This window comes from Micromonospora sp. CPM1, from assembly GCF_023896895.1.
GTDB lineage: Bacteria > Actinomycetota > Actinomycetes > Mycobacteriales > Micromonosporaceae > Micromonospora > Micromonospora tulbaghiae.
In genome coordinates, this window is sequence record NZ_JAMHIU010000011.1 from 76026 (window position 1) to 101063 (window position 25038).

Here is a 25038-nt window from a genome sequence, read left to right on the forward strand (position 1 = left end):
GGCCGTTCCGCGGCGACTCACCCCGTCTCCCCGATTGTGGGCGATCGACGGCAGAAGCGGCGCAAAACGACGAATGAGGCGGAACTTCCCCCTCGCGACGGACCGGCTGGGCCGCCGCGCCGACCGAGGCGTGAGATACGTTGGCGATCATCGATGGGTTGACCGCATCGTCGACGTATGGCAGCCGTCTGTTCGTCCTCGCTGTTCCGCCGCCTGCGGCCGGGTCTGCCGGCCGCCGCCGTGCTGGCCACGGCGGTGCTCGCAACCGCGCTGACCGCCGCGCCGTCGGCCGGCGCCGGCACCGCGTACCCCCGGGTCGCGCCGGCGCCCGGCGGCGCCGCGGCCTTCGCGGCGGAGCCGACCGGGACCGCGCCGCCGCCGCCCACGTCGACGCCGAGCACGCCCAGCACCACGCCGTTCCCGCCGAGCGCGCCCACGAACCTGACCGCCACCCAGGTGCGGAGCACGTCGGTCACCCTCACCTGGACGGCCGCCACGCGCGGCTGCTGCCCCGTCGTCGGGTACGACATCACGTACTACCAGGCGTTCGACGACGTGGTGTACGGCGTCAGCCTCGGCGACGTCACCACCGCCACGATCACCACCTACATCCAGCCCGGCCGGCAGTACTCGTTCCGGGTGTCGGCCCGCGACGGCGACGGCCGCCGTTCGCCCTCCACCGACGCGCTGACGGTGGTCACGCCCGTGACGGACACCGGCCCGGACACCACCCCGCCGAGCGCCCCGCAGAACCTCACAGTCGGCGACGTGACCGCCTCGACCGCCAAGCTGTCCTGGTCGCCGTCGACCGACGACACCGGCGTGCTCGGGTACGACGTCTACCGGTTCGACGGCTGGTACACCTCGACGCGCGTGGCCACCGTGCCGGGCACCACGTACATGGCCGCGCTGCCCCCGGAGACGCCGCTGCGCACCCTGTACTACGTGCGGGCCCGGGACGCCGCCGGCAACGTCTCGATCGCGTCCAACACGGTCACCCTGCCCACGACGTCCACGCCGCCGCCCCCGCCGCCCTCGACCTGCCGGGTGACCTACCGGAACCAGTCCGAGTGGCCCGGCGGTTTCGTGGCGACCGTGACGGTCCAGAACACCGGGACGACGTCGGTGGACGGCTGGATCCTCACCTTCAGCTTCCCCGGGGACCAGCAGGTCACCACCGCGTGGAACGCCACCGTCGGCCAGACCGGTGCCGCCGTGACCGCCCGCAACGCCGACTGGAACCGCGTCATCGCGCCGAACGGCTCCACGACCTTCGGCTTCCAGGGGCGCTGGAGCGCGAGCGACGCGCCGCCGACCGGCTTCTCGCTCAACGGCGCCCCCTGCACTGCCAGCTGAGAGGAAGTCTCGTGACCACACCCCACCGCCGTCGGACCCTGGCCGGGGCCGTCACGGCCGTCGTCCTCGCCACCACCACCACATTCGGGGGTACGCCAGCGCCCGTCGCCGCCGCGAACACGCTCAGCATGCGGGGCGCCGACGTCTCGTCGTTGCAGCGCAGCCTCGACCTCGGCGCGAAGTACTACGACGCCAACGGGGTCGCCCGCGATCCGCTGGACATCCTCAAATCCGTCGGCGTCAACTACGTCCGGCTGCGCGTCTGGAACAACCCGGCCAGCGGCTACAACAACAAGAGCAGGGTGCTGGCCCAGGCGCGCACGGCCAAGGCGAAGGGCCTCAAGGTACTGATCGACTTCCACTACTCCGACACCTGGGCCGACCCCGGCAAGCAGTACAAGCCGGCCGCCTGGTCCGGGCACAGCCTGAGCCAGCTGCGCAACGACGTGTACGCGTTCACGTACGACGTCTGCGCCGCCCTGCGGGGACAGGGCACCCTGCCGGACAGCGTGCAGATCGGCAACGAGATCAACGTCGGGATGCTGTGGAACGAGGGGAAGGTCGTCAACAACGACTTCGGCCCGCTGGCCGGCCTGCTGAAACAGGGCTACAACGCGGTGAAGGCCTGCGGCGGCGGCATCCCCGTGATGATCCACACCGCGAACGCCGACAGCAACGCCAACGCCCGGTGGTTCTACGACGGCATCCGCGCCCAGGGCGTGCAGTGGGACATGACGGCGCTGTCCTACTACTGCATGTGGCACGGCAGCCTGGCGAACCTCTACGACAACATCGTGGACCTGCGGAACCGCTACGGGAAGCCGGTGGTGATCGTGGAGACCGCGTACCCCTTCACCCGGGACGACGCGGACGGCCAGCCGAACGTCATCGGTGACGCGACCTGCGACGGCATCGGCGCGACCTGGGCCGGGCAGGCCCAGGAGTTCGACTGGGTCCAGAACACCGCCCGCAACGCCGGCGCGATCGGGGTCTTCTACTGGGAACCCACCTGGTACGCCGTCAGCGGCAACGGCTGGGACCCGGCGAACATCAACGGCACCGGGAACGGGTGGGACAACATGGCCCTCTTCGACTGGTTCGGGCGGGTGAACCCGGGGGTGCGCTGGACGCCCTGACGGATCGGCCGGCGCACCCCCCCAGCTCAGCGCTTGAGCAGCCGGCGTATCGAGTGGCGGCGGCCCCACGCGATGAACACGAACAACGCGAACAGCACCACGGGCGTGAGCACCAGCGCGCCGCCGTCCAGGATGAACGCCTGGGTGATCGCGGCGCCGACCATGAGCAGCGCGAGCCCGACGGCGGCCAGCCCGGCGAGCCGCGGCACGAGCAGCCCGATGCCACCGGCCAGCTCCAGCAGGCCGACGAGATAACGGAACCAGGGCGCTGCGCCCATGTCCTCGAAGGTCTGGACCGCGTTGGCCTCGCCGAACAGCTTGGGACCGGCGGAGGCGACGATGAGGAAGACTCCGAGGACGCCCTGCAGCGCCCACAGCGTCCGGTGCAACCCGCGCGCGACGGGCGGGGGAGTGGTGTCGACGACGGTCATGGTTCTCGTCCCTCCTGGCGGTCGGCTGTTCCGCATCCGATCGGATGCACCAGCTAAGACCGGCGGAGGCAGCCGAACTCATCGCGGAGTCCAGCTGGTTCAGCTGATTGGCGACGGAGGCTCGTGGTTTTGGGATGCGAGGCGTCGCTGCAGGCGGTCGGATTGAGCGACCGATCCGCCGCCTACGCCGAGGCCCCGTCGAGCTGCATGATAAAAGCGGTCCCGACTCGCGTTCGCCTGCTGGACCAGTTCCAGTAACGGCTCGGAGTTCTCGTCGACGCCACGGGCTCGGTGTTCGAGTCTCCAGACTGCCTCCCGCCAGTCCTGTGCGGCCATGACGGTGGAAGCGTCTCCGAGCAGCAAGAGGCTTTCCCAGACGAGGGTGTGCCTGATGTCGGCCTCGGCGAGCCGAGGAAAAGCTTCTGCTTCGTTCAGCCCTGAGCGGTACTTGTCCCCGGCCGCTGTAGCCAGCACCTTCAGCGATATCGCCTGAATCTCCTTAAGTACCTGGGCGAACTCGCTGTATGCCTCCAGTCGTCGTTCGTCCCACCGCACGGCCTGGCCGCGCTTCCACTGGCTTCTGGCGGACAGGAAAGCCACCAGGCCTGTGCCCAAGGCACCGACAACGACGCCGAGCAACGCCGGCAACTGTGAGATGAACGCGTCCATCGGCGCAAGAGTGTCATTCGGCGGCAACCGGTAGGGCCGGGCCTCCTTCTCCGATCTTCAGGCCGACAGTTGTCCGCGCCGCTATGTCCGCGCGGCTACGCGGTCCGACTATCCCCAGGCGCGTTCGAGGGCCAGAGCCAGCCGCCTCGTCCACTCCTCTTCGGTTCCCTCGATCCCGGGGTACTCGTCGACGAAGTTGTCCCAGTCGATGCTCCACGTCAGCTACCCCGCAGCACGACACGTCGCCCAGCCCGGGCTGCGGCTTTACGGCCGTACCGTCGGGCTGCGGTGATGCCGGGGGCGAGGGCGCGTGTACCCCTGCGGCCGCCCGTCCGGCCGTACCATCTCCCGGTGAAGCTCCGCCGTCGGCTGGTCGCCGTGCCACTCCTCCTGGCGGTGGAGGCGACGGCGTTCGCGCTGCTCGTCACCGAGTCCGTGGCGGGTGCGATCGTCGCCGCCGGCCTGACCTGCCTGTCGTTGTGGCTGCACCTCGTCCTGCACGAGTGCGGGCACCTGGTCGTGGCGAAGCTGCTGCGTCTGCCGGTCGTCGCGGTCCGTATCGCGCCCTTCAACGGTTGGCGCAACGAGGTGTCCGTCCGGCCTTCGCCGTCGACGACGGCGTTACCGCTGCGGATGGTGCTGTTCTACCTCGGTGGCCCGCTCGCCAACCTGTGCGCCGCGACGGCACTCGTCGTCGCGTCCGGGTACACCGGTACGGCCTTGACGCGGTTGACGTTGTTCGGCGCCGCGTTCGTCGGGGCACTGCTCGGCCTGACCAACCTCGTTCCGGGGCGTTCGACCCGCAGCGACGGCCACAACCTGCTCCGCTGGCTCCGGGCTCCGGCAGCCGCCCGTGAAGCGCTGCGGGCGGGCTACTACCAGGAGGAGGTGGTCAGGGCACTGCGAGCGGTCGCCCGAACGGGTGGTGTCGTCCACCGGGTCGGGATTCAGGCCCGCGCCGGCAGCGATCCGCTCCTTGCCCTCGCTGCCTACCAGCAGAGACTGAGCACGGCACACACGCAGTCGGCGGATCTGGTCGAGGAGGCCGAGCGGCTCGCGGCGCTGGCACGGGCGGGCAGCACCGATCCCGCGGCGGCCGCGGCCATCGGGCAGATCCTGAGCGTCCAGTTCGGGTTGTGGTACCTGTACGCCGCGGTGGTGACCGGTTCGCCGGTGGCACGCCGGGAGGTGCGGGAGATCTCGGAACTCGCCGGGATCGCCGCCCGGACACAGCCGCACGCGTTCTCCGCCCGGATCGCGATGAGCCTGGCTCATCTGCTCAACCAGCGGCCCGAGGATGCGCGATCGCTGCTGCTCGACGTCCGCCCCGGTAGCGAACCGGTCGACCTCTGTGCCGTCGCGCTCCTTCTGCGGGCGGCCGCCGAGTCGTACCTCGGCAACCACGCCGACGCGCACCATCTCCTCCGCGCGGCCCGCGGCGACTACCCGCAGCTGGCGCAGCTCGTGGGCGCGATCCGGGCCGCCGACCCGGCACCGCCCCTGTTCGCGCCGGTACCGGTCGCCGGCGCCTGACCGGACTGCCGGGCCGGCGGCTGCGGTCAGTCCTCGAAGCCCGCCGGGTGGGCGTCTCCGACGGCGTTCAGCAGCACACCCTGCTCCAGCAGCGCCTTGCAGGCGCAGAGGACCATGGTGAACCCGCCCATCGAGTCGATCGCCTTTCTGACGGCCTGGTCGGCGGTCCCGGCGAAGCCGGTCTCGGTGACCCGGACCAGCGTGGTGTCGCCCTCGCCCGGCAGGAACCGCCACTCGACCTGGGTGGGGGACTCCGGATCCCACTCGGCCAGGATGCGGCGGTTCTCCTCCACGTCCTTGACGGTCACGACGGTGGAGACGCCGTACATCTCCCAGTCCCAGGTGACGACGGCGCCGGGTTCCAGCCGGCCGCTGCTCCTGGTGAACCAGAACTTCGTGGTCACGGCCGGGTCGGCGAACGCCTGGAAGACCTCGGCGGCGGGCCGGCGGATGAGCATCTGCGCGGTGATGACAGGGGGTCGGGTCAGACGGTCACTGTCCACGGGCAGCGGTGTTCCCTTCTCTCCTGGCCGGACACTGCGAACGCGGTCACTATATGGCCGGACCGCGCGGTCGGCTTGGACGGCGACTGCTGGTGCGCACCACGACCCGCCATTCGTGCCGCGCCGGCCCCCGGGTGGGGAGGCCAAGCGCCGTACGCGCGCAGTCGGCCCCCTGGTCGCGCAGCGACTGCGCGAGGGTGGTGAGGCCGGCGGGCCCGGCGCTGTCGCTGTCGTCCCAGCCGGTGACGGCCACGTCCTCGGGTACGCGCAGCCCGGCGCGCGCCGCGGCGTGGAGGGCGCCGAGGGCCAGCTCGTCGCTCATCGCGGCGATGGCGTCCGGCGGCTCGGCACCCTGAAGCAGTTCGAGGGCGAAGCGCTCGCCTTCGTTGACATGGTTGAGCGGGCACACGGCCAGCCGTATCTGCGAGGCCGAGCGGTCACCGTCGGTCCAGGCGTCGCGGAGGCCCTCCCAGCGGTGGCGGGTCACCGGGAACCTCACGTCCGCGACCTGGTCGCCCGGGAGGAGTTGACGGACGCGGGCGCGGTCGAGCGGGAAGCCGAGCACGACCGGGCGTCGGGCGCGGACGAACGCCACCCGGCCGACAGCGGTCGCCGCGGCCCGATCGTCGATGCCGATCACAGGTATCCCGGCCCGGCTCGGGCCGGCGTGGACGACGGCGGGCAGGCCGGTGTCGGCCACCGCCTCCAGGACGGGGTCGTCGTCGCTCGTGGTCCAGACGACGAAGCCGTCCACGGCCGCCTGCGCGACGCGTCGCGCGTCCGAGGGGCCGCCGGTGATCGGGACCAGGGTGAGCCCGACGCCCTCGGCGGCACACACGTCGGAGACGCCGGCGAGGAACCGTGCCGCCTGCGGATCCTCGAAGGCGTAGCTCAACCGCTCACCCAGCACGACACCGAGTGAACCGACCCGCCCGCGACGGAGCGAACGGGCGGCCGGATGCGGCCCGGGATAGGAGAGTTGCCGCGCGGCCTCTCGCACCTTCGCCGCGGTCTCGGCGGAGACCCGCTCCGGTTTCGAGTAGGCATAGGAGACCGTCATCGGCGACACCCCGGCCGCCCGGGCCACGTCGCTCATGGTCGGCCGCCGCCTCGGGTTGTCGGCAGAGCGATCCATGTCCATACTCTAGCTGTGTATCGATACACAGAGAAGGCGGTCCCGCCCGCCGGCACGGACGCGTTCGTCCGCGACTCACCCACCGTGCTCTCCTACGCCGCGCTCGGTTGCTTCACGTTCTGGCTGTACGCGTTCGCGCCGGCGGTGACGCTGTTGCGGGACGAGATCGGCTTCTCCTACTCGGTGCTCGGCGCCTACGAGGTGTGCTGGTCGGCCGGAGCCGCCCTGGCCGGAGCATGCTTCGCGTGGACCGCCCGGCACCTCTCCCGCGGCTCACTGCTGTGGGGATCGGCCCTGGCCACCGCTGTCGGCGCCGGCCTGTTCACCCTCGGCCGGGGCGTGCCGGCCACGCTCGCCGGAGCGGCCGTCTTCGGTACGGCCGGAGCGATGCTGCTCACCGTCGTCCAGGCGATCCTGTCCGACCGGCACGGCAGCCGTCGCGACCGCGCGTTGACCGAGGCCAACATCGGCGCCGGGGTGTCGGCGGTGCTCGCCCCGCTGGCCGTCGGCGCGCTGGCGGCCACAGTGATCGGCTGGCGCGCGGCGTTCGCCCTGCCGGCCGCCGTCCTCGTGGTGCTCTACCTGCGCTACCGGAACCGGCCGCTGCCCGTGCCGGCACGGAGGCACGCCGCGCGGGGTGCCGGACGGCTGCCGGCCGCCTGCTGGTTGTTCGCCGTGCTGACCGCGGTCGGCTCGGCGGTCGAGTTCTGCCTGGTGTACTTCGGTCCGCAGATGCTCATCGACTCCGGCTTCTCCGCGACCGCCGCCGGCACCGCGCTCAGCAGCAACCTCCTCGGCATCCTCCTCGGACGCCTGGCCGGCGCGCGGCTCACCCGCCGTCCCGGCCGCGCCGTCCCCCTGCTGTACGCCTCGCTGGCGGTCTCGCTCGCCGGTGTCGTCCTGTTCTGGTCGACCGACCGGCCGGCCCTCGCCGTCGCGGCGCTGTTCCTGTCCGGGGTCGGCATCGCGAACCTCTATCCGCTCTCGCTGGCGCTGACCCTCGCTGCCGCCGACGGGCAGGAGGACCGGGCCAACGCCCGCTCGCAACTGATCCTCGGCCTGGTCGCCGCCGCCTCCCCGTTCGTGCTGGGGAGCCTCGCGGACCGGTACGGGCTCGCCGCCGGGTTCGCCCTGGAGCCGATCCTGGTCGCCGGCTGCTTCCTCCTGCTGTGGGCGGGACTGCGAGCCCGGCGGGAAGGTGGGGCGGAATTCGCTTGAGCGGTGCCGCGACGTGCGTCAGAGTCGTTCCATGATCTTCAACCGGAAGGGCGGCGACGCCCCGGCGCGATGAGCGCCTCCCCGCGGCGCGACGGCGCCGCGAAGACCCCGCACGACCTGTGGCAGCAGGCGGTCCGGATCCGCCAGGAATGGCTCGACCATGCCCTGTCCACGCAACCGGCCGACCGACCGGCCGCCGAGCGCTGCCTGACCGCCCTCTACGCGAGGGCGTCGCGGCCGCGGCCCCGGTTCGAGTGGGTCGACTCCCCGGACGAGGCGATGCCGCTGGTCAGCGGCTGGCCCACACTCGACCACCTCCATGAACGCATCCGGGCGGCACGGCCGGCCCGGACACCCCTGCTGGCGAGCGACATCGCCATGATCGTCTCCCAGCTCCGGGGCGCGCTGAGCGCGGGCGTCGTGCACACCGATCCCGAGCTGTCACCCGCGCGTACGGGCAAGGCCAAGGAGCCGTGGCCCGAGCTGGCGCCGCTGCGGGCGCTGGACAGCGGCGTACCGCTCGCGGTCGTGCTGCACCAGGGGGTACGGGCGGCGCTGCACCGGAGCCTCGCGCACGGGTTCTACCTGCCGGTGCGTGGGGCGCTCGCGAACGACGGTCCGGTGCCCGTGTGCTGGTACGGGCAGCAGGACGCGTCCTGGATCGCCTACTACGACGTGCTGCGCCGGCTCGGCCTCGCCCGGTACGGGCCGGAGGAGGCCGGGCACCTCGACACCTGGGCCGACCTGGCCCGCTCCTGCGGCTGGTGGTGGCCGGGGGAGGAGGTCTGCGTCGTCGTGGACCGGCCGCAGACGATCCGGACCGAGCCGGTCCCCGGTACGCCGCACGACCGGATCCGGCTGCGACCCGGCGGTGTCCGCTATCGCGACGGCTGGCAACCACTGCGCGGCGGCGCGGGCGCCGATCCGGGATGACGGGCGGGCGCAGACCTTGATTGGATAGGCGACGGTAAATAGATTGGGCTCGGGCGCCGCCGAGGTCCGCACACCGGACCCCGGCGGCTGACCGGGCCGCCTTCGAGCCGGGCACATCGGTCGTACGCATCGACCACGTGGCGCATCGCCGCGCCGCACCCTCCCGCGCTGCGGCGTCCGTCCCGGACGCGCGTCGCTGCGCCCTGTCCCACGCCGAAGGACTTCCCATGACGATTCTCCGTGCCCGCCCCGCCCCGCTCGTGGCGGCCGTCGCCGCGCTGGCCGCCGTCACCGCGGCCGGTACGGCGCTGCTCACCGGCCCGGCCGCAGCCGCACAGGGCTGCCGGGTCGACTACACACCCAACCAGTGGCCCGGCGGATTCACCGCGAACATCAAGGTGTCACCGGGTGACACAGCCGTCTCCAGCTGGACCGTCACCTGGACGTACGCCGGGGACGAGCGCGTCACGAACGGCTGGAACGCCACGGTGAGCCAGTCCGGGTCGACGGTGACCGCCCGCAACATGTCGTACAACGGCAGCATCCCGGCCGGCGGCTCGACCGAGTTCGGCGTGCAGGGCACGTTCGGCACCGCCGGCGGCACGCCGACCGGGTTCAGCCTGAACGGCGTACCGTGCAACGGCGCCGGCCCGACCACGCCGCCGCCCACCACGACGGTGCCGACGACCGCCCCACCGACCACGGCGCCGCCCACGACCGCACCGCCCACGACGGCCCCGCCGACCACGCCTCCGCCCACGACGCCACCTCCCACGACGCCTCCGCCGACCACCCCGCCGCCGAGCGGTTGCGCGGGCGCGGTGCTCTGCGACGGCTTCGAGAACCAGACCGGTTCGACGCCCTCGGGTGACTGGAGCGTGGTGAGCCCGGACTGTTCCGGCGCGGGCACGGCCACCGTCGACACGGCCACCACGCACAGCGGCAGCCGCGCGGTCCGGATCAACGGCGCCGCCGGCTACTGCAACCACGTGTTCGTCCGGACCACGAAGAACCTCAGCAACCTGGGCAGCGTCCGGTACGCCCGGATCTGGGTCCGGCACACCACCGCCCAGCCCACCGACCACACCACGATGATCACCATGTCCGACGCCGCCGACGGCAACCGGGACCTGCGGCTGGGCGGCCAGAACGGCGCGCTCCAGTGGAACCGCGCCTCCGACGACGCCACGCTGCCCGAGCAGAGCCCGGCCGGTGTGGCGCAGAGCGTGCCGCTGCCCACCAACCGCTGGGCCTGCCTGGAGTTCATGGTGGACGGCTCCGCCGGCCAGTTGCGTACCTGGCTGGACGGCGTCGCCGTGACCGGGCTGACCGCCGACGGCGTACCGACGCACGACATCGACGGCCAGTGGTACAACCGCACCTGGCGACCGCAGCTCACCGACCTGAAGCTGGGCTGGGAGAGCTACGGCGGCGGTGCCGACACCCTCTGGTACGACGACGTGGCGATGGGCTCCACCCGCATCGGCTGCTGACCCACGGCGAGTGGAACGTCACGGGTGCCGAACGCGTGCGCAGGCACCCGTGGCGTTCCACCGGGCGGCTCAGTGCTCGACGGTCATCCGCTGGGTGCCGATCACGGAGAGCAGCCGCAGCGCCTCCTCCGACGGTGAGCCGGGCGTGGCGGTGTAGATGACCACCTGCTGGTCGCGGTCGGTGATGTCGAGGACGTCGCAGTTGACCGTCACCGGGCCGACCAGCGGGTGCCGGAACGTCTTGCACAGCGTCCGCGCGCCGCCCACCTCGTGGGAGGCCCACAACCGGGCGAACTCCTCGCTCCCGGCGCGCAGCTCCGCGATCAGCGCGGCCATCTCCGGGTCGTCCGGGTAGCGGGCCGCTGCGGCACGCAGCCGCCCGACCGAGTGGCGGGCGAACTCGCGGACGTCCGACACGTCGTACAGCCCCGCGCCGTGCAGGTGCGGGCCGAGGAACGCCCGGCGGACCAGGTTGCGGTCCCGCCGGGGCACTGCGGAGAAGTCCTCCATGAGCGCCGCCGCGAGGTCGTTCCAGGCGATCACCTCGAACGCCGCCGAGGTCACGAACGCCGCCGCCTGCGGCAGCCGGTGCAGCAGGTCCAGCACGCTCTGCCGTACCTCCCGGGGCGGCCCGGGCGGCGGCCCCGGCGGCTCCCCGGCCAGGTGGTGGAGGTGGTCGCGTTCGGCGTCGGAGAGCCGCAACGCGCGGGCCAGCCCGGCCAGCACCTCCCGCGACGGACGCGGACCCCGGCCCTGCTCCAGCCGGGTGTAGTACTCGGTCGAGATGAACGCCAGCCGCGCCGCCTCCTCGCGGCGCAGCCCCGGCGTGCGGCGGCGCTGCCCGGCGGGCAGGCCCACGTCGGCCGGGGCGATCCGCTCCCGCCTGCTGCGCAGGAACACTGCCAGCTCACGTCGGTCCACGACCCCAGTGTGCCCGCGTGCGGCGGCGCGTAACCAGGTACCGCCGGTGCCTGGATGGGCTCCGCGGCCGGACGCAGGCTTGCCGCATGGACACCACACGAAACACTCAGGGCCTGCTCGCCGGCAAGGTCGCCTTCGTCACCGGCGCCGGGCGCGGCATCGGCGCCGCGGCGGCCCGGCTGTTCGCCGCCGAGGGCGCCCGGGTGCTGCTCGCCGCACGCACCGAGGAACAGCTGAAGGCGGTCACCGAGCAGGTCCGGGCCGCGGGCGGCACCGCCGAGTACGTCGTCTGCGACCTGGCCGACGCGGCAAGCGTGCGCGCCGCCGTCGACCGCACGGTCGAGGTGTACGGGCGCCTCGACGTCGCCTTCAACAACGGCGCGACGATCGTGCCGCCCGGACCGATGGACCGGGTGCGCGAAGAAGACTTCGACCACGTCTACACCGTCAACCTGAAGGGACCGTGGCTCGCCATGGTCGCCGAGGTCGCGGCGATCCGGGCCACCGCCGGCACCGGCGCGATCGTCAACAACTCCAGCGTCGGCAGCCTGATGGGCAACCCCGCGCTGCCCGCGTACGGGGCGATGAAGCGCGCGGTCAACAGCCTCACCGAGTCCGCGGCGGTCACCTACGGGCCGGAGGGCATCCGCGTCAACGCGATCGCCCCGGGCAGCACGCTCACCGAGATGATGCGGTCCTGGGACGCCGAGTCGCCCGGGATCATCGACCGTCTCGCGGCGGCCACGCCGCTGCGCCGGGCCGCCGAGCCCGACGAGATCGCCCAGGCCGCCGCCTGGCTGCTCAGCGACCGCGCCTCCTTCGTGACCGGTACGGTGCTGCGGGTCGACGGCGGCGCCCGGGCCTGACCCGGCTCAGACGGTGGCGTCCTGGACCGGCCGGGGCTCGGCCGTGCCGGCCGTCACGGGGGAGGGCCGGAAGCCCTTGACGACCAGGTAGACGCCGAGCGAGAACTCCCACGCCGCGATGGGGAGCGCGGCGACCGCCGCCACCGGGGACAGCCGGTCCCAGGCGCCGAACAGCGTGCCGAGGTCGGAGGCGACGAGCAGCGGCGCGCCCACGAGCCCGAGCACCGGCAGCACGCGCGGCACGAGGCGCGACTGGTACAGCAGGGTGCCCAGCAGCAGCGCGTTCACGGCCGGCAGGAACCCCTGGCTGAGCAGGAAGACGGAGTCGTAGAACGCGACGAGCATCCGGCCGGTGACGAGCGCGTCCGGCCCGGCGTCGGACTCCCGCAGCGCGACGAGCGTCAGGATGCTCGCCACACCGACGAGGATGCCGGCGGCTTCGAGCACCCGGGCGCCGACGAGACCCAGCGCCCGGGCCTGCCCCTGGTGCTTGAGCACCGGGTACAGCGCGACGGCGGTGCCGATGCAGGCGAGCGCGACGACCACCTCCAGGACGCCGCCGAGGACGACCGGAGCCGGCGACGTGGTGCCGAGGACGTAGTCCGACTCGCGGATCGGGGCGTACAGGCCGACGGTGGGGATCGAGACGAAGGTGAGCAGGTACGCGCCGCCGGCGACCAGCGAGATCTTCCGCAGTGGGTCCATCGGGGCCTCCTCCGTCACCGCCCGGCCGATGGTGGTCGTGCCCTCACTCTCCTGTGGACCGGCGCGGCGGCGCATCGGCCGCTCGGACAGTCACCTCGCGCGATGCGCGCGGGCCACCGGCACGGCATGCCGGTGGCCCGCGCGCGTCAACGGCTCATCGCGTACGCCACCACGAGCGCGACGAGCGCCAGCGCGGCCAGCACCGCCGCCACGATCTTCGCCGTGCTGTAGGGACGCTCGCCGATGACCTCACCGGTCCGCGCGTTCACCAGGACCTGGTACGACCGGCCCGCGTGCAGGTACGCGGCGATCCACACCGGCAGCAGGACCAGCTTGTACGAGACGTCGGAGTACGCGGTGTCCACGGCGGACACCCGTTGCTCGTCACCGCCGATGTCCGACCGGCAGTCCCGCTCGATGACCGGCGCCATCCGCGCCTTCGCCTCGGTCAGCCCCGCCTCGGGCTCGGTGTCGTACCGCAGGGCCTGGTATCCGGCCAGGTAGTCGCCGTGGAACGCGGTGACCTCGGCCAGCGGCCACGGCGCCAGCTTGTCCAGCTGCTCGGTGGGCAGGTGGGTGGTGGCCGGCACCAGCACGTCGTCGAAGTCCCGGCGGACGGTGCCGGCGGCCGGGTGCCACCGCGTGTGCCGCACCTGCCGGGTCCGCGTCTCCTGCCTGCCGTCGACTGTCACCGTGTACGTCTCGGTGACGTAGTAGTGCTCGCCCCGCTGGCCCTGGTAGTCCGACACGGTCCGCGCGTCGAACGTCCAGTGCGGCAGGTACGTGCCCTTGAGCGTCTCCGCCTCGCTGATCTTCTTCAGGCTCCCGGGCGCGAACCAGCGGCTGCGGCACCACTGGCCCAGGGCCGTCCGCACGCCGTTGCGGTCGACGGCGAACGGCAGCACCGCCTCGGGCGCGATCAGCTCACCCGCCCCGGCGTCGGCCACCAGCGGGGTGGCGCAGAACTGGCAGCGCTGCGCCAGCGCGTCGCTCTCCGTCCGGGCGCCGCAGCCGGGGCAGACGAACGTGTGCGCACCGACGCTCGCCACCGGCTTGCGGGGCAGCGACGCCAGTTCCGCGTACGCGTGCTCGCGCACCTCCCGGCCCGCGCCGGCGATCTCCTGCCGGTGCCCGCAGTACGGGCAGCTCAACGCGGTCGTGCCCGGCGCGAACTCCACCCGGGCGCCGCAACCCCCGCACTGGTACGAGGGCGGGGAGACTGCCGTGTCGCTCATTGGGGCGGCAGCGGCGGCGGGACGCTGGCGAGCACCGGCGCCAGCTCGGGCACCTGCCCGGCCGGCTGCCACTGCGCCATGCCGGCACGCCAGACGAGCGTGTCCGCGGCGAGCGCGCCCGCATCCGCCTGCTCGGCCAGCCCGCCGAGGTCGTACGGGCCCTGGCGCTGGCCGCCGACGCCCACGTACCACTGGGCCTGGCCCGGCAGCGGCGGCGGCTCGGCGGCGGCCGGCTGCGCGGGGGCGGGCTGGGCCGGTGCCGGCTGCGTGGCCGCGCCTCCGCCCATCGAGCGGGCCATCTGCTGGCCCATCGCCATGCCCAGGCCCAGGCCGATGCCCGCGCCCGCCTCGCCACCCGGGTTGTTCGCCGCGGCCTCCATCGCGTTCGCGGCCTGGAAGCGGGTGTACCGGTCCAGGTCGCCGACCGCGCCCATGCTGGTCCGCTTGTCCAGCGCCTGCTCGACCTCCGGCGGCACCGACACGTTCTCGATGACGAACTTGGGGATCGCGATGCCGACCTCGGCCAGTTCCTCGGTCAGCACGGCGGCCAGCCGCCGGCCGATCGCGTCCTGGTGCGCGGCGAGGTCCAGCAGCGGCACGCCGGCGGTGGCGAGCGCGCCGCCGAGGCGTCCCACCATGAGCTGCCGCAGGTACTCCTGCACCTCCTCGGTGCGGAACTGCGGGTCGGTGCCGACCAGCTCCCGCAGCAGCCGCGACGCGTCCACCACGCGCGCCGCGAAGGCGCCGAACGCCCGCACCCGGACCACGCCGAACTCGGCGTCGCGCAGGATGACCGGGTTCTGGGTGCCCCACTTCATGTCGGTGAACTGCCGGGTGTTGACGAAGTACACCTCGGCCTTGAACGGCGAGTTGAAGCCGTACTTCCAGCCCTTCAGGGTGGACAGGATCGGCAGGTTGCGGGTCTCCAGCGTGTACGTCCCGGGCGGGAAGACGTCGGCGATCTTCCCCTCGTTGACGAACACCGCCGTCTGGGACTCCCGGACGACCAGTTTGGCGCCCATCTTGATCTCGTTCTGATACCGGGGGAACCGCCAGACCATCGTGTCGCGGCTGTCGTCCAGCCACTCGATGATGTCGATGAGTTCGCCCCGGAGCTTGTCCATCAGCCCCATCGCAACCCTTTCCTCGGCGCCGGTCTCCGGCGTCGCGGGCGACCATAGCAACCGCCCGCCACCTGCGAAAAGAGAACGATTCTGCGCCTATCGGCGCCCACCGATCGGCGTTGCTCAGCCGGTTTCGCCGGCCATCGATTCGCCCGTGGCCGTACGCTGCTCCGGAATCCGGGACACCCGGCCGGGGGTATCGACGACGTGCTCGGTCTCCTGCACCAGATAGTGCGGACGGCGTTTGGTCTCGTAGTAGATCCGGCCGATGTACTCGCCGATCACCCCGAGGATCATCATCTGGATGCCGCCGAGTCCGATCACGCTGACGATGATCGTGGTGTAGCCGGGCACGTCGATGCCCTTCTCCACGGCGTCCGCGACCACCCAGGCCATGTAGCCCACCGCGATGAGCGTGAGGAACAGGCCACCGTAGATGGCCAGGCGCAACGGCCGGTTGTTGAACGACAGCAGGCCGTCGAACGCGTAGTTGAACAGCTTGCCGAACGTCCAGCGGCTGCGCCCGGCCTGCCGGGTCTCGTTGCGGTGCGCCACCACAGCGGTGCGGAAACCGATCCACGAGAACAGGCCCTTGGAGAAACGGTTGTACTCCGGCATCGCCAGGATCGCGTTCACCGCGAGCCGGGACAGCAGCCGGAAGTCGCCGGCGCCGTCGAGCAGGCGGACGTCTATCCACCAGTTGACCAGCCGGTAGAAGGAGCGCGACGCGACCATCCGGACGAACCGGTCACCACGGCGGTCCCGGCGGGCGATCACCTGGTCGAACCCCTGGCGGTAGAGCATCACCATCTCGGGCAGCAGCCGCGGCGGGTGTTGCAGGTCGGCGTCCATGATGACGACCGCGTCGCCGGTGGCCCGTCGCAGGCCGGCGAGCATGGCCGCCTCCTTGCCGAAGTTGCGGCTCAGCGACGTGTAGCAGACGGCCGGGTCGGCCGCGGCGAGCCGGCGCAGCGCCGCGAGCGTGCCGTCCTCGCTGCCGTCGTCGACGTACACCACCTCGACGTCCACGTCGGACAACTCGGCGAGCGCGGCGCTGAGCATCTCGTGCAGCCGCTCCACCGACGCTTCCTCGTTGAAGCAGGGCACCACCACGGACAGCCGCACGGTGCTCACCCCGCCCGGCCCGGGCACACGCACCCGGTGCCCACGCTGTCAGAGGCGGTAGACAAGCGTGCCATCGACATCCTCCCGGGTGATGCCCAGCCCGTCGACCGGCCGGGTCTCGATGCCCTCCCACGGCGTTCCCGCCGCGCGGCTCGGCACCGCGACGACCGACCGCACGCCGATCCCGCGCAGGTAGGCCACGCTGCCCGCGTCGGGGAACGTCGCCACGGCGACCCGCGTCTGGGCCTGGGTCACCGGCTCGAAACCGCCCAGCCCGTTGGTGATCCGGGGGAACCCGTCGGTCGACCAGAGCATGTAGTTGAGGTCGCCCACCCCGCCGGCGGGCAGCACCAGCATCGGCTCCGGCGCGGTCCGCATCGCGGCCGGCGGCGTCGGCACGGCCGGGTGCGGCGTGCGGTTGACGCCCTCCAGCGTGACCAGGGCGAGCGGCACCAGCAGGACCAGCGCCGCCACGGCCCGGGACGCGCGCGCGGCCGCGGGCCGGCGCCACGACTCGGCCAGCGCGGTCACCAGCCCGGCGGCCAGCACCGCGAGCAGCAGGCTGGTCCAGTGCATCATCCGGCCCGGGGTGCGCAACGCGTCCCAGCCCGGCAGGAGCGTGGACAACGTCAGGTAGCCGGGGTCGCCGTCCCCGCCGAGCGTGGCGCCCAGGCCCAGCAGCACGGTGCCGGCCACGCCGAGCCCCAGCGCGACGCGGTGCCGCACCGGGAACGCCGAGACGAACAGCCCCGCCGCGGCCAGCCCGATCAGCGTCATGCCCGGTAGCAGTGCCATCTCCGGCGGCCAGGTCAGCTGCTCGCGGGCGGCGGCGTGCCGTTCCCCCCACAGCCACGAGTCGCCGGGCGCGGTGACGAACCCGATCAGCGGCGGGGAGAACATCTTGGTCCAGTCCAGCGACCGGACAGCCTGCGGGTTGAGGTCGACCACGCGCAGGTAGACCAGCCCGAGCAGCAGCGTCACGGTGCCGAACACGGCGCCGCCCGCGAGGTCGGCGATCAGCAGCCGCCGGCCGAACGGGGGCCGCTCCCGTTTGCGCCACCAGGACCAGCCGTAGCAGCCGGCCGCCACCAGCGCGGCGGCCAGCAGGAAGTAGACGAGCGGCAGCCCGATGCCGAAGCCGAGCGTGACCTGCCAGGCCGCGACGAGCCACCCGGCCACCGCCCAGCCGGGCTTGCGGCGTTCCGGCCGGTAGCCGTGGCGCAGCGACCAGCCGTGACCGCGCGCCAGCATCGCCAGCGCCAGCGCGATCCCGCCGCTGGACAGGATGTTCAGGTGGCCGGAGTGCGCCAGCCGCCAGGGCGCGTACGCCCACGCGATCCCGGCGACCGCCCCGCCCCAGCGGTTCGCGCCGAGCTGCCGGGCCAGCGCGTACGCCCCGAGGAACGCCAGCGCGTGCAGCAGCACGTAGAGCACGTTGTAGCGGATCACGGCGGCCTCGAAGCCGGAGCCGATCATCCCGAACGGGGCGTACCCGAGCAGGGTGTCGCTGTAGGCGTACGTGTAGCGCTCCGGATAGAACGTGTTCGAGTTCCAGAGGTTGGCCGGGTCGTTGAGCAGCGCGTGCCCGGACCAGGCGACCTGCCACGCCTGCAACGTCGGGTCACCGAGGTCGCCGGGGATCGTGGTCGCCGGGTGCCGCATCGTCGGCCAGGTCAGCACCACCGCCAGCAGCAGGCTGCCGAGGATCGCCAGCGTCCACTCCGGGTTCGGCCGCCACCGGCGTCTGCCGTCCGCAGGCCGTTCGTCGGAGGGGCGGTCGTCCGAGGGCCGGTCGGCGGGAGGCTGCTCGGGACCGGTGTCCTCAGCGGTCGGCGGGGCGACGGCGGGCCGGATCTTCATGGGATAGATGCTTCACGATGCTGCTGGTCCTGTCGATCCGCTGTCCGAAATATGGTTGAAACTTCCGGCCGGAATACCGGAAGGCCGGCTACGCGAACCGGTCGGCGAGCGTCGTCAGCTTGCTGACGTACGCCGGCCAGTCGTAGCCGCCGGGGATGTTCCTGTTGTCCCGCCCCAGCCCGATCGCCGCGTCGTGCTGCTCGCGCATGATGTCGGCGTGACCGGCGTGCCGGGCCAGGTCGACGCAGACGTGCACGATGACCTGGTGCAGCGTGACGTCCTGCCGGCCGGGCCCCCACCACGGCACCCGCCCCGGCGCGTCCAGCGGCAGCGCCTCGATCGTCTCGTCCGCGAACGCACCCACGCGGCGGTACAGGTCGATCAGCCCGTCCTTGGTCTCGTCCTCCCGGGCGTACCAGTCCGCCTGCGGGTCCGCGTCGACCGCGTCGTCCGGGACCAGCTCCCCGGGGGTGGGGAACTCCCGGCCGAACGTGGTCCCGAAGTAGCCGGCCTCGACGTTCAGGCAGTGCTTGAGCAGGCCCAGGAAGTTGTTGCCGGTCGCGGTGCGGGGAAGCCGGGCGTCGCGTTCGCTCAGCCCGTCGAGCTTCCAGATAAGGTTCTCCCGGATCGCGCGCAGGTAGTGGTGCAGCGCTGCCTTCGGGTCCTTCGGTGCGGTCATGCCCGACACTCTGCCGTACGGGTCGGACATCGTGGGGGCGGCGGTCAGCCGGTCTGGCTGCTGTCCTTGTGCGCGCCCCACCCGTGCCAGCGCTCGATCTCGATCCACGCGCTGACCCGGGTGCGGTCCCGACGCGGGTACGGCCGCCCGGTGTAGTGCTGCGAGATGCGGTCGATGTCCGCCAGGCCCTCGTCGTCGCGCAGCTCGACCACCCGCCCGATGAGGCTGACGTGGGTGTACCAGTTCCCCTCGTCCAGCACGGTCAGGGAGACCCGGGGGTCGTTGCGCAGGTGCGCCAGCCGGCGGCGGCCCTCGTCCATGTTCACCAGGACGCGGCCGTCCTCCCACAGGTACCAGGTGGCCGCGGACACCGGCTGGCCGTCGCGAAGCGTGGCGATGACGGCGGGATTCGGTTTGCCCAGCATGGCGACGGCGGGCTCGGGCAGCGGCGGCTTCGACATGGTTCGCACTCTACGTACCCGCGGGGTCCGCCGCTGGTCATGCGGCGGGCGCCGCCCGGACGGGCTCCCCGGCGGCGTCCGCCGGGGAGCCCGTCTCGTGCCGGTCAGGCGCGGGCGCTCCACTGCTGGTTGGTGCCGCCGTGGCAGTCCCAGAGGTTGATCCTCGTCCCGTTGGCGGTGCCGTAGCCGGCCGCGTCCAGGCAGCGCCCGGACTGGACGCCGCTGATCGTGCCGTTGGCGTTGAGGTTCCACTGCTGGTTGGGTTGGCCGTTGCAGTCCCAGATGATCACGCTGGTGCCGTTCGCGGTGCCCCGCCCGCTGGCGTCCAGGCACTTGTTGCCGAGCACCTGCAACTGCTTGGCCGAGGTGTAGGTCCAGCGCTGCATCGTGCCGCCCCAGCAGTCGTACAACTGCACGGCGGTGCCGTTCGTGGTGCTGCCGTTCGGCACGTCCAGGCACCGGCCCGAGCCGGCGCCGACGAGCTGCACGTTCTGGTACGTGCCGCCGCCGCTGCCGGGGGTGCCGATGCTGCCGGACACCGACTGCAACGCGCGGTACCAGACCGCCGCCATCTTGTCGTAGCCGGTGGCGGTCGGGTGGATGCCGTCGATCAGGTCGGCGGTGGTCAGCGCCGAGTACTGGTCGACCAGGTGGACCCGCTTGCCGGCGTTCACCTTCGACTGCACGATCCCGGGGAGCGCGGCGTTGAACGTGCGTACCGCCGCCGCCTGGCCGGAGTTGGCGAGCGGGATGATCTGCGCGACGAACACGTCCGCGTTCGGCGCGGTGCTGGTGATGCGGTCGATGAGCGAGGAGAGCCGGTTCGGCGCGGTCGAGACGTTGTAGTTCTGCAGGATGTCGTTGGTGCCGATGTGCAGCAGCACGGTGCGCGGCTGGTAGGCGTTCAGCCAGCCGGTGATGTTGGCGTCGATCTGGTCGATGCGCCAGCCGGGGTGGCCCTCGTGGTCGTGGTCGCCGAGGTTGCCCGGCCCGTTGAACTGGGAGCCGACCAGATCGACCCGGTAGCCGCCGCCGGCCAGCCGCTGCCACAGGCCGATCCGGTAGCCGCCCGGCACCTGGGTGCCCTCGGTGATGGAGTCACCGAGCGGCATCACCCGGGTGCCGCCGTTGGACTCGGCTCCCGCCGGGCCGGCCGGCGTGAGCACACCGGCGGCCAGCAGCGCCAGCGCGGCGCCCGCGGTGAGCCATCTCCTCGCTCTGGTACGCATTACTGCTCCTCTCACGAGCCGGTGCAGGTCAGGGACGGGGTGGTCGGCGAGCCGTTGGCGATGAAGCCGAACGTGGTGGAGCCGGACGCGGGCACCGAGCCGTTGTACGCGGCGTTGCTGACGGTCGCGGTGGAGCCGCTTGTGCTCAGCGTGCCGCTCCAGACCTGGTTGATGCTCTGGCCACCGGCCAGGTTCCACCGGACGGACCAGCCGTTGAGCGCCGCGGCGCCCGCGGTGATTGTCACCTCGGCCTGGAAGCCGCCCGACCAGGAGTTCGTGGTGCGGTAGGTGGCGGTGCAGGCGTCACCGCTCGGCGGCGGCGTGGTGGGCGGCGGGGGAGTGGTGGGCGGCGGCGTGGTGGGCGCCGGGCTGCTCGGCGGCGGGCTGGTGGGCGGCGGGGTGCTGCCACCGGAGGTGAACCGCCAGTGGTCGATGTTGAACAGCGAGCCGCTTCCGCCGGTGAACCGCAGGTAGAGGTCGTGGGTGCCGGTGGCGCCGCTGACCGCGCAGGTCGTGTCCGCCCAGGTCTGCCAGCCGCCGGTGCCGGACACCCGGCAGGTGCCCACCACCGGGCCGCCGGTGCCGTCCAGGCGCAGCTCGATGGTGCCGCCGCTGCCCGCCGAGGCCACCCGGGCGGTGAACGAGGTCGCACCGGTGCCGAAGGCGACGCCCTTGACCTTGATGTAGTCGCCGTTGTCGATGAAGCCGACGTTCATCCCGCCGCCGCTGGCCGGCTCGGTCTCGATCCCCTGCCCCCAGGCGATCGTCTCCGCCTCCTGCCGGACGTACGGGTTCAGCGTCCCCACCTGCGGGGGGCCCGTGGTGGTCATGTTGATCGTCGGGATCGAGCCGTCAGCGCCGTAGGAGAACTTCTCCACCGCCACCGACCTGGTGAAACCGCCGCCTCCGGGCAGCGCTCCGTTGTGGTAGAAGAGGTAGGAGCCACCCTTGAAGTCGACGATCCCGGGGTGGTTGGTGAAGCTGCTGCCCTGGGTGGGCATGACCGTGCCGCGGTAGGTCCACGGCCCCAGCGGGCCGGGCGCCGTGGAGTAGGCAAGGAACTCCGAGCAGCACTTGGCGGCGAACACGTTGTAGTAGAGGTTGTTGCGCTTGTAGACCCAGGGCCCCTCCTCGTACAGGGTGGGCCGGTTCGCGTCTCCGGTCCGCGTCCCGAAGCCCGCGGTGGTCAGCGGGATCTGCGTCGGGCTGCCGGAGTACGAGATCATGTCCGAGTTCAGCTTCACGTACCACAGGCGCGGGTTGCCCCAGTACAGGTACGCCTGGCCGTCGTCGTCGATGAACACGGTGGGGTCGATCTCGCCGTTGCTCACCAGCGGGCGCCCGATGGCGTCCCGGAACGGTCCGGTGGGGCTGTCCGCCACCGCCACTCCGATGCCCATCTGGCCGGTCGCCCGCACGACCATCGGCACGTACCAGTAGAACTTGCCGTTGCGGTAGACCGCCTGGCCGGCCCACGCGTCCTGCTTGGCCCAGCTGAACGTGGCGAGGCTGAGCGGTGATCCGTGGTCGGTCCAGTTGACCATGTCGTCGGACGAGTAGACCCGCCACTCCTTCATCGTGAACCAGGTCGAGTTGTCCTCGTCGTGGCCGGTGTAGAGGTAGACCCGGCCGTTGTGGACCAGCGGCGCCGGGTCGGCCGTGTAGATGTTCTGCACGATCGGGTTGTCCGCCCGGGCGGCGGTCGGGTTCAGCCCGCCGGCGATGGCCGGGGCCAGCCCCAGCAGGGCGAGCATGGTCACGGCCAGAGCGAGCCATCGTCTGGTCCGGCGGTCGGTTCTCCATAGCGTTGACGTCACAGGTCATCTCCCGGGGTAGGCCGCGCCGTGGCGGACGGGTGTGGTCGGCGAGGGTCGGGCCGTCACGCCCGGCTCCACTTCTGGCTGTTCGCGCCGGTGCAGGCGGACAGGACGATGGAGGTGCCGTTGCCGGTCCCGCCGCCGTTCGGGCTCAGGCACAGTCCGGACTGGACGCCGGTGATCGTGCCGTCGGTGTTGACGTTCCACTGCTGGTTGGCGCCGCCGTTGCAGTCCCAGATGATGACCCGGGTGCCGGACGAGGTGCCCTGGCCCTCGGCGTCGAGGCACTTGCTGCCGTACACCTGGAATTGCCGGCTCGACGTCGCCGTCCACTGCTGGTTGGTCCCGCCGTTGCACTCCCACAACGTCACCTGCGTGCCGTTGGTCTGGGACTGGTTCGGCACGTCGAGGCACCGGCTGGAGTTGGGGTTGAGCCACGCGCCGCTCGTACCCCCGGGGTTGCCGCCCGGGCCGGCGACCACCGACAGGTTGTCGAACTGGGCGGTCTCACCCTGGCTGGTGCCGAAGCCGACCTGGCCGGTGCCGAACGTGGAGTCGGTGGCTGTGCCGACCGTCGTGCCGTCGATGGTGGCGGTGATGGTGGTGCCGGAGAAGCCGAGCGCGAGGCTGTGCCAGCGGTTGGTGCCCAGCGCCGCGACGTTCCCGCTGCGCAGCGTGGTGAGCTGCCCGGCGGTGTTGTTGCGCAGGATGGACCACGCGCCGGAGTCGGTGACCCGGAGGAAGTAGGCGTTGTAGCGGCCGATGGGGTCCAGGTTGGTGCTGCCGACGCGGCCCTGGATCTGGGCGTAGCCGGACTGTTCGAGCAGGACGTCGGCGGAGACCGTGTAGTTGCCCCAGCTCAGGTTCCCGCCGTAGGTGGCCGGGTCGGCGAGGGTCTTCCAGGTGATGGGCGCCTGCGCGGACATCTGGCGCAGGCACATGCCGGCCCGGCCGCCGCCGCAGCCGACGATCTCGAACGCGCCCTGCATGTCCTGGAGGTACTTCGGGAACCGCCCGCTGGCGTAGCTGTCGAAGTCGTCGCGGTACGGCAGGCTCAGCGAGCCCTGCGCCGGGCTGGTCGCGGTGCCCTTGCCCTGCCCGGTGGTGGTGGTGACGGTGTAGAGGTGGCCGGGCTGGACGGTGAGCGAGAACGAACCGCCCGACGGGGTGATGTCCGCGCCGCGGACGAAGAAGTCGTTCGGGTTGGTCGAGTTCAGGTTCGTGGACCAGACGTGCACCTGGCCGGTGGACAGCCCGCCGGTGACGTTCATGGTGATCTGCTGGGCCGCTGTGGCGTCCATGGTCTCGACGACAGTGCTGTAGTCGCCGGTGGTGGGCGAGCGCAGCGACACGTAGCTGCCGTTGTTGCGGTTGCCGCCCAGGTAGCCCGAGGCCGAGTCCAGGTAGCGCCAGCCGGGTGCGGTGAACTGCGTGGTGTGCGCGAGCGCCCAGGTGTTCTTGCCGACCGAGTACCAGCCGGACCACGGCTGGTTGGCCAGGATCAGCCCGACCGTGGACCAGGGCAGGTTCGGGGTGATGGCGGCGATCAGGTCCCAGTTGAGGTAGGCGACCATCCGGCCGTCGATGTAGCCGCGGTTGATGCCGCGCGCGAGCGGCTTGGCGCCGTCGTTGTAGTCCTGGGAGCCGCCCTCGCTGTTCCACAGCGTCTTGCCGGTGGAGGTGGCTGTCGACGAGACGGTGCAGGTGGTCTGCGCGCTGAGGTAGCCGCACGGGTAGTGGCCGCTGAGCACGTCGATGCTGTTGCGCAACGTGGCGTTGCTGGCCACGGCGTTGGCCGGGCCCCAGCTACCGGGGTAGTCGTCCCCGTAGATGATCTTTACGCCGCTGTAGCCGTTGGCGTTCAGCGCCTGACGCAGGCTGATGGTCCAGTTCGCGTCGGTCCGCTTCTCGTTCTGGGCGGCGGTGATGTAGTCCATGGTGAGGTTGTGCTGCCGTGCGCAGCCCAGCCAGTCCACGAAGTAGTTGATCATGTCCTGGGACATGAAGTTGCCGTTGCCGATCCACCCGGGAGCGCCCCAGGGCAGTGCCGCCAGCTTGATGGCGGGGTTGCGGGCCTTGGCCTGCTCCATGATCCACCACTGGTAGCCGCGGTTGCAGTTGAGATCGCCCCGGACGTGTTCGTGGCTCGGCTCCGAGCCGCTGGTGGAGTTGGTGTCGCCGCCCATTTCGACCTTGAGGATCTGCAACGCGGCGCCGTAGCCGGGCTTGAACAGGTAGTCCAGGATCTGCCCGCGCTGCGGCTCCGGATAGTCGATCAGCAGCCGGCTGTTGCCGCCGCCGCCGCTGACCGCGCCGACCCCGTCGAACGTCTGGCCGCCGGAGGCGCCGTTGACGGTGATCGTGGTGGCGGCCTGTGCGGGGCTCGCGGCGAGCGTGAGGCCGCCGCCGGTGGCGGCCAGGGTGAGAGCCAGGGCGGGAATGACGAGACGCGATGGTCCGGATCGGACGGACCGGGGACGGGGGATCACCATGACGGCTCCTCGGGTACGCGCGGGCGCCCGACCGTACGGCGCCTCGCGAGTTGTGGGTGGCCGTCGGTGTCAACGCTAACAGCGGCAGTGCGGCAGCTCCGAGGTGTCGGTGGTGGT

22 protein-coding genes are annotated in these 25038 nt (G+C 72.0%); 7 read left to right on the forward strand and 15 right to left on the reverse strand.

Going from position 1 to position 25038, the window contains the following annotated elements; genetic code table 11:
* The first annotated feature begins 177 nt into the window (after window positions 1–177).
* The gene (locus M8C11_RS15600) at window positions 178–1356 is read left to right on the forward strand and encodes a cellulose binding domain-containing protein (RefSeq protein ID WP_252450071.1); all 1179 of its coding nucleotides are present in this window, start codon (window positions 178–180) and stop codon (window positions 1354–1356) included.
* 11 nt (window positions 1357–1367) lie between these two features.
* Window positions 1368–2492 carry a glycosyl hydrolase 53 family protein gene (locus M8C11_RS15605; protein WP_252450072.1) on the forward strand — a complete coding sequence of 375 codons (1125 nt, stop codon included), beginning with the start codon at window positions 1368–1370 and terminating at the stop codon, window positions 2490–2492.
* A gap of 26 nt (window positions 2493–2518) precedes the next feature.
* Here the strand turns inward: M8C11_RS15605 and M8C11_RS15610 are convergent, their stop codons facing one another.
* Together M8C11_RS15610 and M8C11_RS15615 are read right to left on the reverse strand one after the other, a co-directional pair.
* Window positions 2519–2923 (reverse strand): DoxX family protein, encoded by a 405-nt coding sequence (locus M8C11_RS15610; RefSeq protein WP_120570850.1) that lies wholly within the window; start codon window positions 2921–2923, stop codon window positions 2519–2521.
* 99 nt (window positions 2924–3022) lie between these two features.
* A complete protein-coding gene (locus tag M8C11_RS15615; RefSeq protein WP_252450073.1) occupies window positions 3023–3592 on the reverse strand; it encodes a hypothetical protein in 570 nt (189 codons plus the stop codon).
* Window positions 3593–3943: 351 nt separating this feature from the next.
* Here M8C11_RS15615 and M8C11_RS15620 point away from each other — a divergent pair, with 351 nt between their 5' ends.
* Window positions 3944–5125, forward strand: coding sequence for a hypothetical protein (locus M8C11_RS15620; RefSeq protein ID WP_252450074.1), 1182 nt, complete (start codon window positions 3944–3946; stop codon window positions 5123–5125).
* Window positions 5126–5151: 26 nt separating this feature from the next.
* On the opposite strand, the gene M8C11_RS15625 is transcribed toward M8C11_RS15620, so the two are convergent.
* A complete protein-coding gene (locus tag M8C11_RS15625) occupies window positions 5152–5583 on the reverse strand; it encodes an SRPBCC family protein (protein ID WP_256486676.1) in 432 nt (143 codons plus the stop codon).
* Between the two features lie 94 nt (window positions 5584–5677).
* Window positions 5678–6763: a LacI family DNA-binding transcriptional regulator gene (locus M8C11_RS15630; protein ID WP_252450076.1), complete on the reverse strand. Its 1086-nt coding sequence runs from the start codon at window positions 6761–6763 to the stop codon at window positions 5678–5680.
* Between the two features lie 15 nt (window positions 6764–6778).
* Here M8C11_RS15630 and M8C11_RS30560 point away from each other — a divergent pair, with 15 nt between their 5' ends.
* The 3 genes from M8C11_RS30560 to M8C11_RS15645 all read left to right on the forward strand — a co-directional run bounded on the left by M8C11_RS30560 (window position 6779) and on the right by M8C11_RS15645 (window position 10407).
* Window positions 6779–7981 (forward strand): sugar MFS transporter, encoded by a 1203-nt coding sequence (locus tag M8C11_RS30560; protein ID WP_252450077.1) that lies wholly within the window; start codon window positions 6779–6781, stop codon window positions 7979–7981.
* A 69-nt stretch (window positions 7982–8050) separates the two neighbouring features.
* A complete protein-coding gene (locus M8C11_RS15640; protein ID WP_252450078.1) occupies window positions 8051–8914 on the forward strand; it encodes a DUF6745 domain-containing protein in 864 nt (287 codons plus the stop codon).
* A 227-nt stretch (window positions 8915–9141) separates the two neighbouring features.
* Window positions 9142–10407, forward strand: a complete 1266-nt coding sequence (locus tag M8C11_RS15645) for a cellulose-binding domain-containing protein (protein ID WP_252450079.1) — start codon at window positions 9142–9144, stop codon at window positions 10405–10407.
* Window positions 10408–10476: 69 nt separating this feature from the next.
* Here M8C11_RS15645 and M8C11_RS15650 read toward each other — a convergent pair whose 3' ends face one another.
* The gene (locus M8C11_RS15650) at window positions 10477–11328 is read right to left on the reverse strand and encodes a helix-turn-helix transcriptional regulator (RefSeq protein ID WP_252450080.1); all 852 of its coding nucleotides are present in this window, start codon (window positions 11326–11328) and stop codon (window positions 10477–10479) included.
* An 86-nt stretch (window positions 11329–11414) separates the two neighbouring features.
* Here M8C11_RS15650 and M8C11_RS15655 point away from each other — a divergent pair, with 86 nt between their 5' ends.
* Window positions 11415–12194 (forward strand): SDR family NAD(P)-dependent oxidoreductase, encoded by a 780-nt coding sequence (locus M8C11_RS15655; protein ID WP_252450081.1) that lies wholly within the window; start codon window positions 11415–11417, stop codon window positions 12192–12194.
* A 6-nt stretch (window positions 12195–12200) separates the two neighbouring features.
* Here the strand turns inward: M8C11_RS15655 and M8C11_RS15660 are convergent, their stop codons facing one another.
* The 10 genes from M8C11_RS15660 to M8C11_RS15705 form a co-directional block, all read right to left on the reverse strand.
* Window positions 12201–12899: a DUF4386 domain-containing protein gene (locus M8C11_RS15660; RefSeq protein WP_252450082.1), complete on the reverse strand. Its 699-nt coding sequence runs from the start codon at window positions 12897–12899 to the stop codon at window positions 12201–12203.
* 146 nt (window positions 12900–13045) lie between these two features.
* A complete protein-coding gene (locus M8C11_RS15665) occupies window positions 13046–14134 on the reverse strand; it encodes a hypothetical protein (RefSeq protein ID WP_252450083.1) in 1089 nt (362 codons plus the stop codon).
* Window positions 14131–15267, reverse strand: coding sequence for an SPFH domain-containing protein (locus tag M8C11_RS15670; RefSeq protein WP_308212747.1), 1137 nt, complete (start codon window positions 15265–15267; stop codon window positions 14131–14133). Before M8C11_RS15670 ends, M8C11_RS15665 begins: the two co-directional genes overlap by 4 nt.
* A gap of 114 nt (window positions 15268–15381) precedes the next feature.
* Window positions 15382–16383 carry a glycosyltransferase family 2 protein gene (locus tag M8C11_RS15675; RefSeq protein ID WP_374668331.1) on the reverse strand — a complete coding sequence of 334 codons (1002 nt, stop codon included), beginning with the start codon at window positions 16381–16383 and terminating at the stop codon, window positions 15382–15384.
* A 48-nt stretch (window positions 16384–16431) separates the two neighbouring features.
* Window positions 16432–18243: a hypothetical protein gene (locus tag M8C11_RS15680; RefSeq protein WP_252450086.1), complete on the reverse strand. Its 1812-nt coding sequence runs from the start codon at window positions 18241–18243 to the stop codon at window positions 16432–16434.
* An 88-nt stretch (window positions 18244–18331) separates the two neighbouring features.
* The gene (locus M8C11_RS15685; RefSeq protein WP_252450087.1) at window positions 18332–18922 is read right to left on the reverse strand and encodes a DinB family protein; all 591 of its coding nucleotides are present in this window, start codon (window positions 18920–18922) and stop codon (window positions 18332–18334) included.
* A 44-nt stretch (window positions 18923–18966) separates the two neighbouring features.
* Window positions 18967–19383, reverse strand: a complete 417-nt coding sequence (locus M8C11_RS15690) for a PPOX class F420-dependent oxidoreductase (protein ID WP_252450088.1) — start codon at window positions 19381–19383, stop codon at window positions 18967–18969.
* A gap of 104 nt (window positions 19384–19487) precedes the next feature.
* Window positions 19488–20612 carry an RICIN domain-containing protein gene (locus M8C11_RS15695; protein ID WP_252450089.1) on the reverse strand — a complete coding sequence of 375 codons (1125 nt, stop codon included), beginning with the start codon at window positions 20610–20612 and terminating at the stop codon, window positions 19488–19490.
* 11 nt (window positions 20613–20623) lie between these two features.
* Complete coding sequence (locus M8C11_RS15700; protein WP_252450166.1) at window positions 20624–22366, reverse strand: family 43 glycosylhydrolase; 1743 nt, start codon at window positions 22364–22366, stop codon at window positions 20624–20626.
* A gap of 125 nt (window positions 22367–22491) precedes the next feature.
* Window positions 22492–24921 carry a ricin-type beta-trefoil lectin domain protein gene (locus M8C11_RS15705; RefSeq protein ID WP_252450090.1) on the reverse strand — a complete coding sequence of 810 codons (2430 nt, stop codon included), beginning with the start codon at window positions 24919–24921 and terminating at the stop codon, window positions 22492–22494.
* Window positions 24922–25038: the final 117 nt, after the last annotated feature.

What these genes read in the sequence shown, in the direction of transcription:
- M8C11_RS15625 (WP_256486676.1), bottom strand. Translation starts at nt 5,583, where the DNA reads ATGCTCATCCGCCGGCCCGCCGCCGAGGTCTTCCAGGCGTTCGCCGAC.
- M8C11_RS15615 (WP_252450073.1), bottom strand. Translation starts at nt 3,592, where the DNA reads ATGGACGCGTTCATCTCACAGTTGCCGGCGTTGCTCGGCGTCGTTGTC.
- M8C11_RS15680 (WP_252450086.1), bottom strand. Translation starts at nt 18,243, where the DNA reads ATGAAGATCCGGCCCGCCGTCGCCCCGCCGACCGCTGAGGACACCGGT.
- M8C11_RS15700 (WP_252450166.1), bottom strand. Translation starts at nt 22,366, where the DNA reads ATGCTCGCCCTGCTGGGGCTGGCCCCGGCCATCGCCGGCGGGCTGAAC.
- M8C11_RS15665 (WP_252450083.1), bottom strand. Translation starts at nt 14,134, where the DNA reads ATGAGCGACACGGCAGTCTCCCCGCCCTCGTACCAGTGCGGGGGTTGC.
- M8C11_RS15660 (WP_252450082.1), bottom strand. Translation starts at nt 12,899, where the DNA reads ATGGACCCACTGCGGAAGATCTCGCTGGTCGCCGGCGGCGCGTACCTG.
- M8C11_RS15670 (WP_308212747.1), bottom strand. Translation starts at nt 15,267, where the DNA reads ATGGGGCTGATGGACAAGCTCCGGGGCGAACTCATCGACATCATCGAG.
- M8C11_RS15645 (WP_252450079.1), top strand. Translation starts at nt 9,142, where the DNA reads ATGACGATTCTCCGTGCCCGCCCCGCCCCGCTCGTGGCGGCCGTCGCC.
- M8C11_RS15655 (WP_252450081.1), top strand. Translation starts at nt 11,415, where the DNA reads ATGGACACCACACGAAACACTCAGGGCCTGCTCGCCGGCAAGGTCGCC.
- M8C11_RS15630 (WP_252450076.1), bottom strand. Translation starts at nt 6,763, where the DNA reads ATGGATCGCTCTGCCGACAACCCGAGGCGGCGGCCGACCATGAGCGAC.
- M8C11_RS15600 (WP_252450071.1), top strand. Translation starts at nt 178, where the DNA reads ATGGCAGCCGTCTGTTCGTCCTCGCTGTTCCGCCGCCTGCGGCCGGGT.
- M8C11_RS15640 (WP_252450078.1), top strand. Translation starts at nt 8,051, where the DNA reads ATGAGCGCCTCCCCGCGGCGCGACGGCGCCGCGAAGACCCCGCACGAC.
- M8C11_RS15705 (WP_252450090.1), bottom strand. Translation starts at nt 24,921, where the DNA reads ATGGTGATCCCCCGTCCCCGGTCCGTCCGATCCGGACCATCGCGTCTC.
- M8C11_RS15685 (WP_252450087.1), bottom strand. Translation starts at nt 18,922, where the DNA reads ATGACCGCACCGAAGGACCCGAAGGCAGCGCTGCACCACTACCTGCGC.
- M8C11_RS15610 (WP_120570850.1), bottom strand. Translation starts at nt 2,923, where the DNA reads ATGACCGTCGTCGACACCACTCCCCCGCCCGTCGCGCGCGGGTTGCAC.
- M8C11_RS15690 (WP_252450088.1), bottom strand. Translation starts at nt 19,383, where the DNA reads ATGTCGAAGCCGCCGCTGCCCGAGCCCGCCGTCGCCATGCTGGGCAAA.
- M8C11_RS15695 (WP_252450089.1), bottom strand. Translation starts at nt 20,612, where the DNA reads ATGCGTACCAGAGCGAGGAGATGGCTCACCGCGGGCGCCGCGCTGGCG.